We start from the raw sequence: 14,191 nt of genomic DNA, 5'->3' as shown, positions 1-14,191 counted from the left end.
CAGGTCAATAGCATTGGACACCAATCAAGGCCTTCAATGGCGATACGCTGAGTAAACGCTAGCTGATTAGAAATGTTCTCGGTAACGTGTATTCAACGTCCACCGTTGTTCGGAAAGTCCTGGAAATCTCCCTCGGCTACAACGGCTGGAGTTTCAATCCTCCTTCGAAGGATCAATTTTTCGTCAACCCAATAGGATCACGCCGAGAATGCGCCGTGTGACGCCACTGTCTGTCAACATTCCTGCAGTGTCGGTCAGAACGCTCCACATTTCCGTCGTTGCCTCAGCGTAACCTGCTAATAAAGAACAGGAGCTGACTGTGCCTACATCCAGCAACAACGCAAAACGTGTCCAACTATTACTCAAAGAACTTGCTTCCAGCCCCGAGGGATGCGGTAGAGCATACGGTCCAGGTTCGCTCACTTCTGGAGTGTTCGATCGCATACCTGCACAAGGTGCTGAAGCAGAACAGAAGCCTGATGGACAGACTCGTGCCGAAACCGACCTCATGTGGACCTCTGTCGACCTAGTGAAAGCGGGCTGGATCGAAAAAGATGGCACCGGGTTGTGGAGTATCACCGATTCAGGGCGGCAAGCACTCGAAGAATTTGATAATCCTACGGAGTTAGTGGCGGAAGCTCACCACCTCTATCAGGCATGGAACACCCTGAGAAACGACGAGCAAAATCATCAGCTTCGCACCGTGATTGTTTCTACTAGCAAAGAAGAAGAAGCTGTTCGTAGTGCCGCTCAGCTCTTCGTGGAACGCGGGCTGAAAAGCGGTGAGTCCGTCTTCGCTCCAGGTCGTGAGATCTGGTTGCGAGGCCCAGTTGATGAGTTGCGGTCTGTCTTCGTTGATAAGCCGGATTTTACTGCGGGCGATTTCGTCACCAAGCTCAAGGGCCAGATGGCTTCTGTCTCCGATGATGCTCGCCTGTTGATGACCGAGCTAGTCTGCTGGCAGTTCCTCCCGATGGATTCAAGGACCATAGGCGAACGCAAGAAGATGGAACGCGTGCAATCGCTTCTGGGGTATATGGATCACCCAGTACAGGTGCCTGCAGAAATTTCCAAGGCGTTTAAGTCCGGTAGCTTCAATCCCGGTTCAGCGATGAAGCAAAGCCTTTACTACGCACTCGTCCTTATCATTCGTTTGCTCGACGAATGGTGCGACAAATCGCGAGACGAAAAAGGTTTGCTCCTTGAAGATGCATGGGCTTGGAGGGATTTTGTCCAGAGCATACCGGGCGATAAATTTCCGACCCAACGGCATTCCTTGGCCTACCTCGTTCACCCACTCCGAATAACTTCCATAGTATCTCTCAGACGTAGAGAGGCCATTAGAGAGGCCTTCATTGGCGAGATCGGGGAAAGTACCGGGGACATCGACCGTGATCTGTTTTCTATCGTGCGTCAATTGCAGGTCAAGTCGGGTAAAAGTGTAGATTTCAATGCTCACCCATATGTTGAAGCTTGGAAAAATGCTCAGAGTAATGCATCTGCTGAAGAAGCTGAAGAGGAAACAAGGTTTGAGAAAGCACGGCCAGGTAATTTATCAGGACGTTGGTTCGCTCCCGCCACACAGGCACTAGCCGAGTCCGTATACATTGACTCTGCATGGATCCAAAAGCAGTTAGACCTCATCGAGCGCCGCCGCCAAATCATCCTTTTCGGCCCTCCAGGTACTGGTAAGACGTATCTCGCGATAAAGCTCGCTGAGCATATCGCTGGGGATGACACTAACACGGAGATCGTTCAATTCCATCCGAGTTACTCTTACGAAGACTTTTTCCAGGGCTACCGCCCCGTAACCACAAGTTCGGGAAACCTAACTTATGAGCTCAAAGATGGGCCTCTGCGTCGAATCGTGGAACAAGCTGTCAAGAATCCCGAGTACAACTACGTATTGGTGATTGACGAGATAAATCGTGGAAACCTCGCCAAGATATTCGGCGAACTCTATTTCCTGCTGGAATATCGCAACCGGCCAATCAAATTGCAATACAGCAAGGACGACGAAGATTCATTCGTGATGCCAGAGAACTTATTCATCATAGGCACGATGAACACTAGCGATCGTTCCATCGCACTGCTCGATGCAGCCATGCGTCGGCGTTTCTCGTTTGTTGAGCTTCACCCCGAGAAACAACCAGTTAAATCGGTCCTCCCCAAGTGGTTGGCGCGCCATCAGCTTGATCCTGAGCCAGCAGACCTTTTGGCAAAGGTCAACGCAAGCATCAATGATTCTGATTTTCAGTTAGGCCCAAGCTATCTGATGCCCGCAAGTGGGACCTTGGTGGCGGGACAATTGGAAGAAATCTGGGAATACGAGATCCTTCCGCTACTGAGCGAATACCATTTTGGCGAAGAAGTCGACATTAAGGAACGATATGGTCTTGCTAGCCTCCGTGCGCAATTGAAGTCTGAAACCACGGATCGTATCGAGAGCGCGAATGCAGCGGACGAATAGAAACATGCAACTACTGGAACTTTTCGAAAGTGGCCCTCCGGAACAGCACACGTTGTCGAACGACATGGCGTCACTGCTGAATCGAATGCGCATTGCCACAGTAACTCCAGCGGGTGGCGACGAATGGATCGTTGCCAACGTACGCAAGGTTGGCGTTATTCGATTTGGCGAACATCAGATCCTAATTCGTCCCAAAGTTCCGGTCTCGCGCCTCTTCTTCATGATGCAGTATGCACTGCACCCAAAGATGTGGCTAGACGAGCCCATCCAGCTAGACAGTGATCAGGATCTGCTCAGCGTAATGGCGATGCTCTTCCTGCAGCAAGTCTCGAAGATCCGTCAGAATGGAATCATCCAGGGATACAAAACATTCAATGACGCATTACCAATGATGCGAGGCCGGCTAGATATAGCAGCTCAAATCGGTCGCAGAGGCGGGCTCGCGCTGCCCGTAGAGACCGTGTACGACGAATTCACAACTGATATTCCAGAAAACAGAATACTTGTTTCGGCACTGCATCGACTCCTGAAGCTTCCAATGCTGGATCCGGCGCACCGTGCTGGCCTACATAAACTTTCCGAATCATTCGTAGGCGTCAATATTCTAATTCCTGGCCAGGAACTACCTGTTATCCGCTATACAAGGATCAATGCCAGATATCGCCAGGCAATATTCCTCTCTGAAGTAATTCTCCGAAACACCTCGGTGGAACAGATCAACGGCAACCTGACAGCCCGTGCTTTTCTTTTCGATATGTGGAAGGTCTTTGAAGATTTTGTAACAGTAGCACTATCCAACTGCTTTGCTGACATGGATGGCAAGGCGACTCGGCAAGAAACCGGGACGTTTCTCGATGAAGGAGCGCGGCTCGCTCTACGCCCCGATCTCGTGTGGCACGGATCGAATCAGCGCCTGGCCATAGTTGACGCCAAGTACAAGGCCCCAGATTCCGCGAACTACCCCAACGCAGATATTTACCAGATGCTGGCATATTGTGTTCGTTTCGGGCTAAATGCAGGACACCTCGTATACGCGAGTGGGCCAGGTACCGACCTCTCCCATGCCATCATTGGCCACGCGTCAACCGTGCACTGCCACGCCGTGGATTTGGCCCAACCACCGTCTGAGTTGCTGAGCCAGATGTCGAGTCTGGCGTTAAAAATCATAAATTCTGGGCCCCACACATCTACGGGATCCAACCTGGCTCAATTCATACCCTAGATGAGCACCCTGACTGCCTGAAAATTGTTGCGGTCTTTGCCGCAGTTCTCGTGGGATCGCGACATTCATGCTTCCGCCGCTCTATGGAGCTTCGGGCCGCGTCAATCGTTATGGACGCTCAAGTCCAAGTGATCTTCCGGCCGGTTAGCGGCGCTTCGCTGATAACCCTTATTGACTGAGAGCCTCGATCACGCCTACAGAGCGCTACGAGCGTAAGCGCTGTCCAATGGTCAAGGCATTGTCACCCCAAAATGAAGCGAACTACATCTCGCCAGCCGATGGAGTTCGCCATGGCCTTGTCCAGGAATTATGCCTTGTCCGAGATCAACGACTTGTCGCTCTCCCCAGAGATGGGGTTTCCAAGCAAGGTACTGCGTTCTGCCAGGGGAACCATCTGGAGCACTCCAGTCGTCAAGTCATCGCAGTGGCCGTTCAGTTCCTTACGGATCGCGTTGGCCATGAAGAACAGGCCGAAGACGTTGGGAACAGTCATCAGGAAGAACACCGCGTCAGAGAACCTCACGACCCTCGACAACGATGCGGCTGATCCGATGACGATCGTCGCCAACCAGACAAGGTTGTACCCGTGGCGAACGACTGCAGATTGACCGCAGATGAACCCTGCGGCCAGGTGCACATAGTACGAGTAGCTCAGGATCGTTGAGAAGGCGAAGAGCAATACGCTGACGGTGAGCAGGTAAGGGAATAGCTCCTTGACGGTGGCGAGCGCAGCAGTGGTCAGCGCAATGCCGTCCTGTCCCTGGTTTGCGTACTGTCCGCTGACAATGATCGCCAGCGCTGTCATGGTGCAGACCACCTCCGAATCGATGAATGGTTCCCACGCCGCACCGAAGCTTTCCTGGGCTGACCGTCTGTTCTTGGTGGCGGAGTGCGCCATGCCGACGGTACCTGCACCTGCAACATTGGAGATCTAGGCACGCTGGATGCCGATGATGGCTTACCAACGAAGAAGCTTTCTCTCCACCGGTCATCAACACGATTTGGGCGCTGAGCTGATTGGTCCGGACTAAATCGTCGCTTCCAAGGGCTGCTGGAACCGCCAATTCACAGATGCTCCGGACCCGCGTCCTCCCCTGATCCGCCGGCGCCCGCGCCATCGTGCGGATACAGGTCCGCACCGGTGCGATCGTTCAAAGTCAGGTTCGCGATCAGCGAAGTCCCCACCCAAATGAACAGGTACGTGAAGACCGCCACCGTGGTATCGAACTTGCCCACCAACGCTGCGGCAATAGTCGGGGCGAAAGCGCCGCCAACCACCGAGCCCAGTGCGTAACTGATCGAGGAACCGCTCAAGCGGATACGGGCCGGGAACAGCTCTGCATACAGCGCCGGCAACGGCCCGTAGGAGAAGCCCATGAAGGCGCCGAAGACCACCAGCGATACTGTAACCCAGGCAAGGTTCCGGGTCTCGATGAGCAAGAATAGCGGGAAGAGCCAGACCAGCAGGAGCACACAGCCGATGATAAATATCTTCTTGCGGCCCACCCGGTCCGTGACCACTCCGCCAATCCACGTCGAGACCAGCCAGGCCTGCGAGCCGATGGTGATGATGTTCAGAAGGTCGCCCGCCTGCAATCCCAGCTTGTTTGTCGCATAGCCCAGAATGAAGCCTCCCGTGAGCATGTAGCCGGGGGTGTTGTTTCCCATGAAGACCAGCGTTGCTTGGATGACCTTCATCGGATGCTTGCTGACCATCGTGGACAACGGGGTTGATTCGGTCTAATTGGTCTTGGCCATCTACTCGAACACCTGGGGCTCCTCCACGCGCCGGCGGATGAAGTAGGCGATGAGGATCAGCACGAAGCTGAGCAGGAACGAAATGCGCCAGCCCCAAGCCATGAACCGCTAAGGGGAAACTACGGCAGCAAATATGGCGCTGACCGCGGAGGCCAGCAGCATGCTTGCCGGAACCCCGAGTTGCGGGAAGACCCCGAATTTGCCGCGCACATGATCCGGCGCGTCCTCCGCCGCCATCAATGTCGCACCTCCCCACTCGCCGCCGGCGGAGAAGCCCAGCACCTTGTGCAGGACGCTCAGGAGAATCGGAGCCCGATGCCGATGCTCGCATAGGTGGAAAGCTAGCTCACCAATGAGGTGCCGACGCCCATCAGCACCTGGATGGACGATCAGTACCGCTCGGCGGCCGTACTTGTCAGGCTTGCGCGAACAGCTTGGCAGCATCAGCGGCTACCTGCTTCGCACCTCCCTGGTTCCAGCTCTCGCGTTGGCGCGTGGCTCCATTTCCGAAAGTGGCGAGCGAGTCCAGGTAAATGGCTACGAACTGTTCATCGCCATTGCGATGCAATGCACGGCCCGTATAGTCGAGCACCCGTTGGATCACGGCCTTGACAGGCACGGTGGTCCTGGATTCGCTATCGAAATAAGTGCCATCCACTCCCGATTTCGCCGCTTGCCACAGGCCCAGGTCAAGCACTTCGGATGCTGCCGTGACGGCAGAGCCGTCAGTTTCCGAGGCGGTATCCACAATGGCCCGGATGAGCAGGGCCAGGGCCACGGATTCGCCGGCTGTCATCTGCGTGTCCGCAGCGCGGACTTCAATGGTCGGATGGTTCACCGACAAGCGGGCGACCCAGCTAATGTGGCCCGGATCGAGCAGCGACCCGGAAGCAATCATGTCCTCCACCCGCTGCTGGTATTCATGCACTGTCGCAAAAGCCGGCGGAATGCCTGTCGCAGACCATCTGCGGTAGTGCACCGTCCGCCATGACGCGAAACCCGTCAGTTCCCCGTTCCAGATGGGAGAGTTCGCGCCAATTCCCGCAATCAGCGGCAACCAGCCGCGCAAGGCATTCAGCGCCCGGACTCCGGCTGCGGCATCCGGGATATGCACATGGATGTGCAGTCCGTTGATGAAATGCTCGCGGGCGATCCCCGGGACGAACTCGTGGATGGTTGCGTAGCGCTGGCCCTTGGTGAAGTCCGTAGCGCTCGGCAGCTGCAGCGCCGTTCCAGAAGCAAAGGGAAGCACCTGGTGTTCGCGGCATATCCGCTCAATGGCGGCGCGTCGCCGCACCAGCGCTTCCAGGGCTTCGTCCGCGGAGGCGCAGATTCCGGTGACGATTTCCAGCTGGCTGGCCAGCAGTTCACGGTGGACCGTGGTGCCCGGCAGTTCCAGGCCAAGCAGCTGGGAGCTGAGCCGATCGGACATCGGCACCGGGGCGGCAGTTGCCGGATCCACGAGGAAGAATTCCTCCTCGATCCCAAAGGTCCTGTTCATGGATGCTGGTTCGCCTTCTCTGGGCAGCAGTACGAACTGAACATTAGACCGCAGCTAGCCGGGACGGCCGTTCCAGGCACGAAACCCAGCGATTTTCCAGCTTCGCCGCAGCGACACACGCGGCTGTCCACAGGCACTCGTTCACGTTCTGGCCCTACGCCCGATGGCTGCCCCGGGCACCTGCTGCCTGCTTTTCACAGCTGCTACCGAGCTTGCGGCCATGCAAGTACAAGCCCCGGTGCGGGCGCTTGCGTAGTGTGCGACGATCGATTCACCGCGGCTCGGCAAAGCACCGCAAGACGCAGAGTTGCGGGCTGTCACGCCCAACTGGAGGCGCAGCTTCACCCGGCCGGCTACTGGCCAGCCGGATCGAGATTACTGGATTGATCCGAAGTCGAACGCAGCAGGAGGACAGAGCCATGATCAGCACAGAACAGCTTCAGGAACTCAGCGCAATTGGCGGCACCGTCATTGGCCCCGACGGCCAGAAGATCGGCAAATTCGGCCAGATTTTCCTTGATGACCGCAGCGGGCAGCCGGAATGGGCGACTGTCCGCACCGGACTCTTCGGCCTCTCCGAGAGCTTCGTTCCGCTCAGCCAGGCGACCGTCGCAGGCGATACGCTCTCGGTGCCCTATGACAAGCAGACCGTCAAGGACGCCCCGAACATCGACCCCGAGGGCCAGCTCACGCCAGAGCAGGAGCAGGAGCTCTACCACTACTACAGCCTGTCCTATCATGAAGCGGACCAGGCCGCCGTGCAGCCGGGCGTCCCGGACACCGATGCCCGCGCCGAGTATTCGCGGGAAGACGTGCGCGGTCCGGGAGCCGGCGCTCCCAGGTCCTCTGCCGTCCGTTCCGAGGAGCAGCCGCAGGTGGGTACCGAAGGCGTGGAAACCGGCAAAGTGCGCCTGCGCAAGCACGTAGCCACCCGGGATGCGGCAACCACCGTGCCGTTAAGCCATGGGGAAGCGCGGCATGAGCGCGAGCCCATCACGGATGCCGCAGCCGCCGGCACAAGCGGCGAACTGGCTGGGGACGAGCAGAAGGTGGCCTTGGACGAGGAACGCCCCGCTGCAAAGAAGGCTGTTGATCCGGTCGAGCGAGTCAGCCTGGAAGAGGAAGCAATCACCGAGGAAGAGCGCCGCGAAGCGCAATTGCGCATGGAACAGGCGCAAGCCGAGGGCTGGGAAGGCGGCCGGCAGACCCGCTAGCGCCGGCGCGCTGGCTTAGCGCAGGAGCTGAACCTGCACGCAGCGGTGATCGGGGCGGAATCAGGCGGGTGCCGGGTTCCGCCCCGATCCGTTTTCCGGAAGCATGCTGGGTATCCGCCGTTGCCCTCGAATCCATTGCCGCACCCGGTTAGATTCGGGATCCAAGGAGGCAAGCACCATGGCGAAACAAAAAGGACACCGGATCTACCGGTGGGAACAGGCCGAGCTGCTTGCCACGCGCCTGGACCGTCCCATGGGGATGCTCGGCGTGATCTTCCTCTTTGTGGTTCTCGGGCAGTTGCTGGTGACCGACCCGTTCTGGACCCGGACGCTGGCCATCGCAGGATGGATTTTCTGGGCAATCTTCGCTGCTGAATTCGCCTTGCGGGCGATCATCGCCAGGTCCCAAGCTGATTTCTGGCGCCGCAACTGGTGGCAGGTGCTGTTCCTGCTGTTCCCTTTCTTGCGTTTTCTGCGCGCTTTCCAGGCCTCCCGCCTGCTGCGGGTGGGCCGTGCCGCCCGGGTGAGCGGCATCCTCTCGGCAGGGGTCCGCGGTTCGCGCTCCGCAGGCAGGTTGCTCAGCGGCCGCATCGGCTGGCTGGCTGCGGTGACCGCCGTGGTCATCCTTGCCTCCAGCCAACTGCTCTACGCAATGGAATCGACCAGCGACTATTCTTCGGCACTGTACGAGACCGCCATGGCAACGATTACCGGCTCCGGGATCACCAGCACGGATACGTTCTCCAAAGCCCTGCAGCTGATCTTGGCGAGCTACTCCGTGGTGGTGTTCGCTACCTTGGCAGGCTCACTCGGCGCGTTCTTCCTCCAGACGCAAGACGAAGCGAAGAGCGAGGATCACGCACCGCGGCACCAGTGATCTGCGCACCACCGATTCTGGACGTTCCCTAGGTACTGGAAGATTCGCGTGCCATCCAGTCGGCAATCCCCTAGCGTGGCTTGCATGACGGCGGCCAGCATGCCTGGCCAACGTTTCCTTCCGATCGCAACAGCCAGAATGAAGGAGCAAGATCATGGAACATCCAAAAGATCCTGTCATAGCAACACGTCCGCTGGTGCAAAAGGCCGCATTAGCGGTCGGCATCGTGTTCTTCCTGGTCGGAGTCCTCGGATTCATTCCGGGAATCACCACCAACTACGCATCGCTCTCAGGTGCCGGCCACCACTCCGAGGCCAAGCTGCTGGGAATCTTCCAGGTCTCGTACCTGCACAATGCCGTGCATCTGCTCTTCGGTGTCGCCGGCTACCTGATGGCTCGGACCGTGCCTGCTGCCCGCAGCTACCTCATCGGCGGCGGAATCATCTACCTGGTCTTGTGGGTCTACGGGCTGGTCATTGATTTCGACAGTGCCGCCAACTTCATTCCCCTGAATGATGCAGATAACTGGCTGCATCTCGGGCTCGGTGCGCTCATGATTGCCTTGGGATTGTTCCTCTCCCGCAAGGCGGCCGGACAGCCTCGGGACCCGTACGCGGCATGACCAGACGATGAATTGCCGAAGCGGGCACCCCGGCATGCGGGGTGCCCGCTTCGTCAATGCAGTTCATGGCAAAGCCCTCAGCGCCTTCGCTACACGCAACGGTTCGAAAAGCCGAGACCGCCAGACACCGGGAATCCCAGGAATCCAAGCGAGTTCGCTGTCGCCGTCGCGGCAGATGACGCCTAGGCCAGTCTTCTGCACGGCTTGGCTGCGATGGCGGATAGTGAAGCAGCTGGCGCAGAGGAACTCATCCGCTGCTTGCGGAAGGACTTCAACGCTCAGCTCTTCCTCGACGATGGCGCCAGGGAGCTCCACGCCATCGGAAAGGTCGGTTTCTTCAAGCTCGGCCGCAACGCTCTTCGCGTCGGGGGCATCGGCTTGTTGCACGTCCTTGAGCGTCTTCTCGGACGCCGCGGCGAAATCCGGACGAACCTCGTCATAATCTGCAGCCATGTTCCTGCCTCCACAGGTGGGAAAATACGCGACAACCACAACGTAGTGGCGTGCCCTTCGATCGCCAAAGCCGTGGATGGCGGGCTTTGGTCCCAGCGCAGCGAAGCCGCCGTCCGGAAGGCTGGCTTCGACGGCGGCTTGGCCGGCTGGCGGCAATTGCTAGGAGCTGAGCTCCTCGGCAATGGCACTGCTGAACGCGTCGAGGTCGTCCGGATTACGCGAGGTAATCAGCACGTAGCCGTTCGCCGGGCAGCGGAAAACCTGTTCGTCCTTCCAGGTGCCGCCGGCATTGACCACATCGGTCTTGATCGAGGTGTACGAGGTCAAGGTCTTGTCCTTGGCCAATCCGGTTTCCACCAGCAGCCATGGCCCATGGCAGATGGAAGCGATCGGCCGGCCTGAACCGGCAAAGGACTTGGCAATGCGCTGGGCGTCGGCGTCCAAGCGGAGGTTGTCGGCATTCAGCGTTCCGCCGGGGATCAGCAGCAGGTCGAAATCCTGCTCGTCCACTGCCGCCAGTGCTTCGCTGGCTTCGAAGACCTCCCCCAGATCCCAATCGCCAACCAGCGACTTGACCTGGCCGGCCTCTGGGGCCGCGATCACCACCTCAGCACCGGCTTGGCGCAAGTGCTCCACTGGCTTCTTCAGCTCATCCTGCTCGACTCCGCGGTTGGAAACTACCGCAAGGACTTTCTTGCCTGCTAGATCTGGCATATTCATGCTCCTTTCATCGACCACTGCCCACTGTGCTTTGCGCAACCAACGAAGGCAAGCCGCACTCAGGAAGCATCAAGCTGCCGGCTGCGAATGGGGGACGTTGCCTGCTGCGCAGGGCATAGGATGCTCAGGCGTTGGCCGGCTGGCCCTGCTCCTCGGCCAGGGCTTTGGCCTTCTTCTTCTCGCGCATGTGCTTGATGCCGGTGAATGCAAGGGCCAGCGCGAGGACGGTGTAGAGGATGACCGTGATGGAGCTGTCCACCAGGATTCCAATATCGCCTTCTGACACGGTCAGCGCACGGCGCAGCTCGGTTTCGGCCAGCGGTCCGAGGATCACCGCGATCAGTACCGGTGCCAGCGGGATCTCGTAGCGGCGCATCACGAAGCCAAGCAGTCCCACGCCCAGCAGGATCCACAGATCCAGCAGCGCGGCGCTGATCGCGTAGACGCCGAGGACTGAGAGCACGGTAATGCCCGCGTACAGGTAGTGGCGCGGGACCAGCAGCAGCTTGGCCCATAGCACCGCGAACTGCATGTTCATGACCAGCAGGATCACCAGTCCGATGAACAGCGAGGCCAGCAGCGTCCACACCATGGGGCCGCTGCGCTCGAACAGCAGCGGGCCCGGCTGCATGCCGTACTGCTGGAAAGCAGCGATCATGATCGCTGCGGTAGCGCTGGTTGGCAGGCCCAGAGCGAGCAGGGCGCCCATGGCGGTGCCAGCGGTGGCGTTGGCGGCGGCTTCCGGGGCGGCGACGCCTCGGATGGAGCCCATCTGCCCGAATTCGATATCTCCGCGGCGCTGAGCCAGGCGCTTCTCGGTACCGTAGGCCAGGAAGGTCGGAACCTCGGAGCCGCCGGCTGGAATGATGCCGAAGGGCAGGCCGAAGGCGGTTCCGCGCAGCCATGCTGGCAGGGCCTTCTTGATGTCGTGCCGGTGCAGGCGCGGGCGACCGCTCGGCTTGATCTTGTCGGCTTCCGGATCGCGGTGGATCCGCGAGGCAATATGCAGCACTTCGCCCAAGGCCAGCAGACCCACGGTGATCACCACAATGGAGATACCGTCAAAGAGCTGCGGCAGGCCCAGGGTGTAGCGGATGGTTCCCGAAGGGCCGTCCACGCCAACCATGGCCAAGACCAGCCCTATGCCCAGGGCCACCAAGCCCTTGACGATGGAATCGGAAACTACCGAGGAGATGGCCAGGAAGGCGAAGACCGCCAGGGCAAAGTATTCGGCCGGGCCGAATGCGGTGGCCAGTTTCACCAGGGTCGGGGCGAAGAACACCACGACGGTGGTAGCCAGCAGGCCGCCCATGAACGCTCCAACAGCCGCGGTTGCCAGGGCCTTGGCGGCCAAACCGTTACGGGCCATCCGGTGCCCTTCGAAGGTCGAGGCGATGGCCGAGGAATTGCCTGGCGTATTGAGCAGGATGCCTGAGGTGGAATCGCCGAACAGGCCACCGTAGTAGACACCGGCGAACATGATGAATGCGGCGGTGGGATCCAGCGAGAAGGTAATAGGCAACAGTAGTGCCACGGCCATCGCCGAGCCCAGGCCTGGCAGCACGCCCACGGCGGTGCCCAGCAGGGCGCCGAGCAGCACCCACAGCAAGTTCATTGGGGTCAGTGCGTTTGAGAATCCCTCAAGCAGCAGATTGATCTGTTCCATCTAGAGCAGTCCTTCCAAGAATCCCGAAGGCAGGTTCAATCCCAGTCCTGCGTTGAATGCCAGCTGGATGACCGAGGAGAAGAGCAAGGCGATGCTCACGTCCATCAGTGCTTTCTTGCTGCCCAGCGCGCGGGCAACGATCCAGAACAGTGCCGCTGCGCTGATGATCCAGCCTGCGTAAGGCAGGACCAGGATGAAGACGATGACGCCGGCAATCACCATGCCCATGGTTTTCCAGTCCGACTGGGTCTTGTACTGCTTTGCCGTTTCAACCTTTACGGCTGCGCCACCACGCGGTGCGCGGAGGATCTGGATGGTGTGGGCAATGACCACGCCATAGAGCAGAATGCACACGATGGTTGGGAAGAACTGCGGTCCGGGGACCGACTTGCCCAATACCTCCATGGTGGCGGTCTGCCAGGTCAGGAAGAGCGCGAGCAGCAGCACCAGTGCCGGTACGATCAGTTCGCTGCGCCCGCTGAAGAAGCCCGGAGCAGAGTTGTGCGCACGGCGGGTGCCGGTAGCGTTGCTGGTGCCCTGCGTTGATTGGGGTGCTTGAATGCTCATAGTCCCAGTCCCTTGATGATTTGTGCCGTGACTTCGATTTCGCTGTCCACGTACTCTTCGAATTCCTTGCCGATCATGAAGCTGTCGGTCCAGTTGTTGCGTTCCAGTGCATCTTTCCACTGCTCGGATTCGTGGATTTCATGGACCATCTCCACGAAGACTTGCTTGTCCTCTTCTGTGATGCCCGGGGCGGCGGAGAAGCCGCGCCAGTTCGCCATAACTGCATCGACACCCTGTTCCTTGAAGGTGGGAATGTCTACGCTTGGCAAGCGTTCTTCGGAGGAAATGGCTAGCGCACGCAGATTTCCGGCTTCAATCTGATCGGCTACCTCGTTGTAGCCCGACATGCCGCCGGCGGTGGTGCCTGCAAGCATGGAAGTCAGGGCCTCGCCGCCGCCAGAGTAGGCGATGTAATTGGCCTTGGCAGGATCTATCCCCACTTCCTGGGCTACCTTGCCAGTGAGCAGGTGGTCGATGGATCCTAGCGAACCGCCGGCAATCGAGGTTCCCCCCGGGTCCTTTTTCCATGCCTCGACGAACTCGTCCAGGGTCTTGATCTTGGACTTAGCCGGAACTACCAGTGCGGCGTAGTCATCGGACATGCGGGCAATCAGCTCCACGTCCTTCATGGTGGCCTCGGAGTCGGCCAGCTCGATGGCACCAACCATGACGCCGCCGGTGGCCATGAGCATGTCATGGCGTCCGGTCATCTGCACGAACTGGCTCAGGCCGATGGTGCCGCCGGCTCCGGGGATGTTCGTTACCTGCACGTTGTTGACCGCGCCGATGGATTTCAGTGCCTGTTGCGCTTCACGAGAGAAGCCGTCCCAACCGCCGCCGGGCGAGGCAGGGGCCATGATGACCAACTTGTTCCTCGCCGAGGACTCTCCGCCCGACGCTGCTGCGTTGGTGAATGCGAGTCCCGCTACCGCCACGACGGCAACTCCGTAAAGGGAGCGGCTCAAGATGCGTTTGTTCACCATTTTCCGTAACCTCAATGCTAGTGATTCACCTCACCGATTCCCGGCGCGGCCCTTCCAAGTGTGCAAGGAAAGTGAGCCGAAGCACACCGAAAATGTGGTTCTGGTCATAACGGGCAATTAAGAAAATAAAAACAACGG

At 58.9% G+C, this 14,191-nt stretch carries 14 protein-coding genes; 5 read left to right on the top strand and 9 right to left on the bottom strand.

The window, feature by feature from the left end:
- Positions 1–319: 319 nt before the first annotated feature.
- Together ANI01nite_RS03850 and ANI01nite_RS03845 are read left to right on the top strand one after the other, a co-directional pair.
- Positions 320–2,470 carry an AAA family ATPase gene (locus tag ANI01nite_RS03850; RefSeq protein ID WP_141356164.1) on the top strand — a complete coding sequence of 717 codons (2,151 nt, stop codon included), beginning with the start codon at positions 320–322 and terminating at the stop codon, positions 2,468–2,470.
- A 4-nt stretch (positions 2,471–2,474) separates the two neighbouring features.
- Entirely contained in the window at positions 2,475–3,692 is a 1,218-nt protein-coding gene (locus ANI01nite_RS03845) for an McrC family protein (RefSeq protein WP_170214561.1), read from the top strand.
- A gap of 307 nt (positions 3,693–3,999) precedes the next feature.
- On the opposite strand, the gene ANI01nite_RS03840 is transcribed toward ANI01nite_RS03845, so the two are convergent.
- From ANI01nite_RS03840 to ANI01nite_RS03820, 4 genes are all read right to left on the bottom strand, one after another.
- A complete protein-coding gene (locus ANI01nite_RS03840; RefSeq protein WP_255314406.1) occupies positions 4,000–4,623 on the bottom strand; it encodes an alanine:cation symporter family protein in 624 nt (207 codons plus the stop codon).
- Between the two features lie 134 nt (positions 4,624–4,757).
- A complete protein-coding gene (locus ANI01nite_RS03835) occupies positions 4,758–5,408 on the bottom strand; it encodes an MFS transporter (RefSeq protein ID WP_255314405.1) in 651 nt (216 codons plus the stop codon).
- 150 nt (positions 5,409–5,558) lie between these two features.
- Positions 5,559–5,894 carry an MFS transporter gene (locus ANI01nite_RS03825; RefSeq protein ID WP_141356154.1) on the bottom strand — a complete coding sequence of 112 codons (336 nt, stop codon included), beginning with the start codon at positions 5,892–5,894 and terminating at the stop codon, positions 5,559–5,561.
- Complete coding sequence (locus tag ANI01nite_RS03820; RefSeq protein WP_141356152.1) at positions 5,866–6,951, bottom strand: carboxylate-amine ligase; 1,086 nt, start codon at positions 6,949–6,951, stop codon at positions 5,866–5,868. Before ANI01nite_RS03820 ends, ANI01nite_RS03825 begins: the two co-directional genes overlap by 29 nt.
- Positions 6,952–7,370: 419 nt before the next feature.
- Between ANI01nite_RS03820 and ANI01nite_RS03815 the strand changes: the two genes are divergently transcribed.
- The 3 genes from ANI01nite_RS03815 (at position 7,371) to ANI01nite_RS03805 (ending at position 9,664) form a co-directional block, all read left to right on the top strand.
- Entirely contained in the window at positions 7,371–8,165 is a 795-nt protein-coding gene (locus tag ANI01nite_RS03815) for a YsnF/AvaK domain-containing protein (protein ID WP_141356150.1), read from the top strand.
- Between the two features lie 178 nt (positions 8,166–8,343).
- Positions 8,344–9,042: a hypothetical protein gene (locus ANI01nite_RS03810; protein WP_141356148.1), complete on the top strand. Its 699-nt coding sequence runs from the start codon at positions 8,344–8,346 to the stop codon at positions 9,040–9,042.
- A gap of 154 nt (positions 9,043–9,196) precedes the next feature.
- Positions 9,197–9,664 (top strand): DUF4383 domain-containing protein, encoded by a 468-nt coding sequence (locus tag ANI01nite_RS03805; RefSeq protein ID WP_073707006.1) that lies wholly within the window; start codon positions 9,197–9,199, stop codon positions 9,662–9,664.
- A 63-nt stretch (positions 9,665–9,727) separates the two neighbouring features.
- Here the strand turns inward: ANI01nite_RS03805 and ANI01nite_RS03800 are convergent, their stop codons facing one another.
- From ANI01nite_RS03800 to ANI01nite_RS03780, 5 genes are all read right to left on the bottom strand, one after another.
- Positions 9,728–10,117, bottom strand: a complete 390-nt coding sequence (locus ANI01nite_RS03800) for a DUF4193 family protein (RefSeq protein ID WP_141356146.1) — start codon at positions 10,115–10,117, stop codon at positions 9,728–9,730.
- A 159-nt stretch (positions 10,118–10,276) separates the two neighbouring features.
- Positions 10,277–10,831 carry a type 1 glutamine amidotransferase domain-containing protein gene (locus tag ANI01nite_RS03795; RefSeq protein ID WP_141356144.1) on the bottom strand — a complete coding sequence of 185 codons (555 nt, stop codon included), beginning with the start codon at positions 10,829–10,831 and terminating at the stop codon, positions 10,277–10,279.
- Positions 10,832–10,961: 130 nt separating this feature from the next.
- Entirely contained in the window at positions 10,962–12,503 is a 1,542-nt protein-coding gene (locus ANI01nite_RS03790; RefSeq protein WP_141356142.1) for a tripartite tricarboxylate transporter permease, read from the bottom strand.
- Positions 12,504–13,070: a tripartite tricarboxylate transporter TctB family protein gene (locus ANI01nite_RS03785; RefSeq protein ID WP_141356140.1), complete on the bottom strand. Its 567-nt coding sequence runs from the start codon at positions 13,068–13,070 to the stop codon at positions 12,504–12,506.
- The gene (locus ANI01nite_RS03780) at positions 13,067–14,035 is read right to left on the bottom strand and encodes a Bug family tripartite tricarboxylate transporter substrate binding protein (protein ID WP_255314391.1); all 969 of its coding nucleotides are present in this window, start codon (positions 14,033–14,035) and stop codon (positions 13,067–13,069) included. The genes ANI01nite_RS03785 and ANI01nite_RS03780 overlap by 4 nt, the downstream gene beginning before the upstream one ends.
- Positions 14,036–14,191: the final 156 nt, after the last annotated feature.

Origin of the sequence: Glutamicibacter nicotianae, from assembly GCF_006539525.1 — a bacterium.
Taxonomy (GTDB): Bacteria; Actinomycetota; Actinomycetes; order Actinomycetales; family Micrococcaceae; genus Glutamicibacter; species Glutamicibacter nicotianae.
The sequence above is the reverse complement of the archived record's forward strand: the minus strand, read 5'-3'. Positions and strand labels throughout refer to the sequence as shown.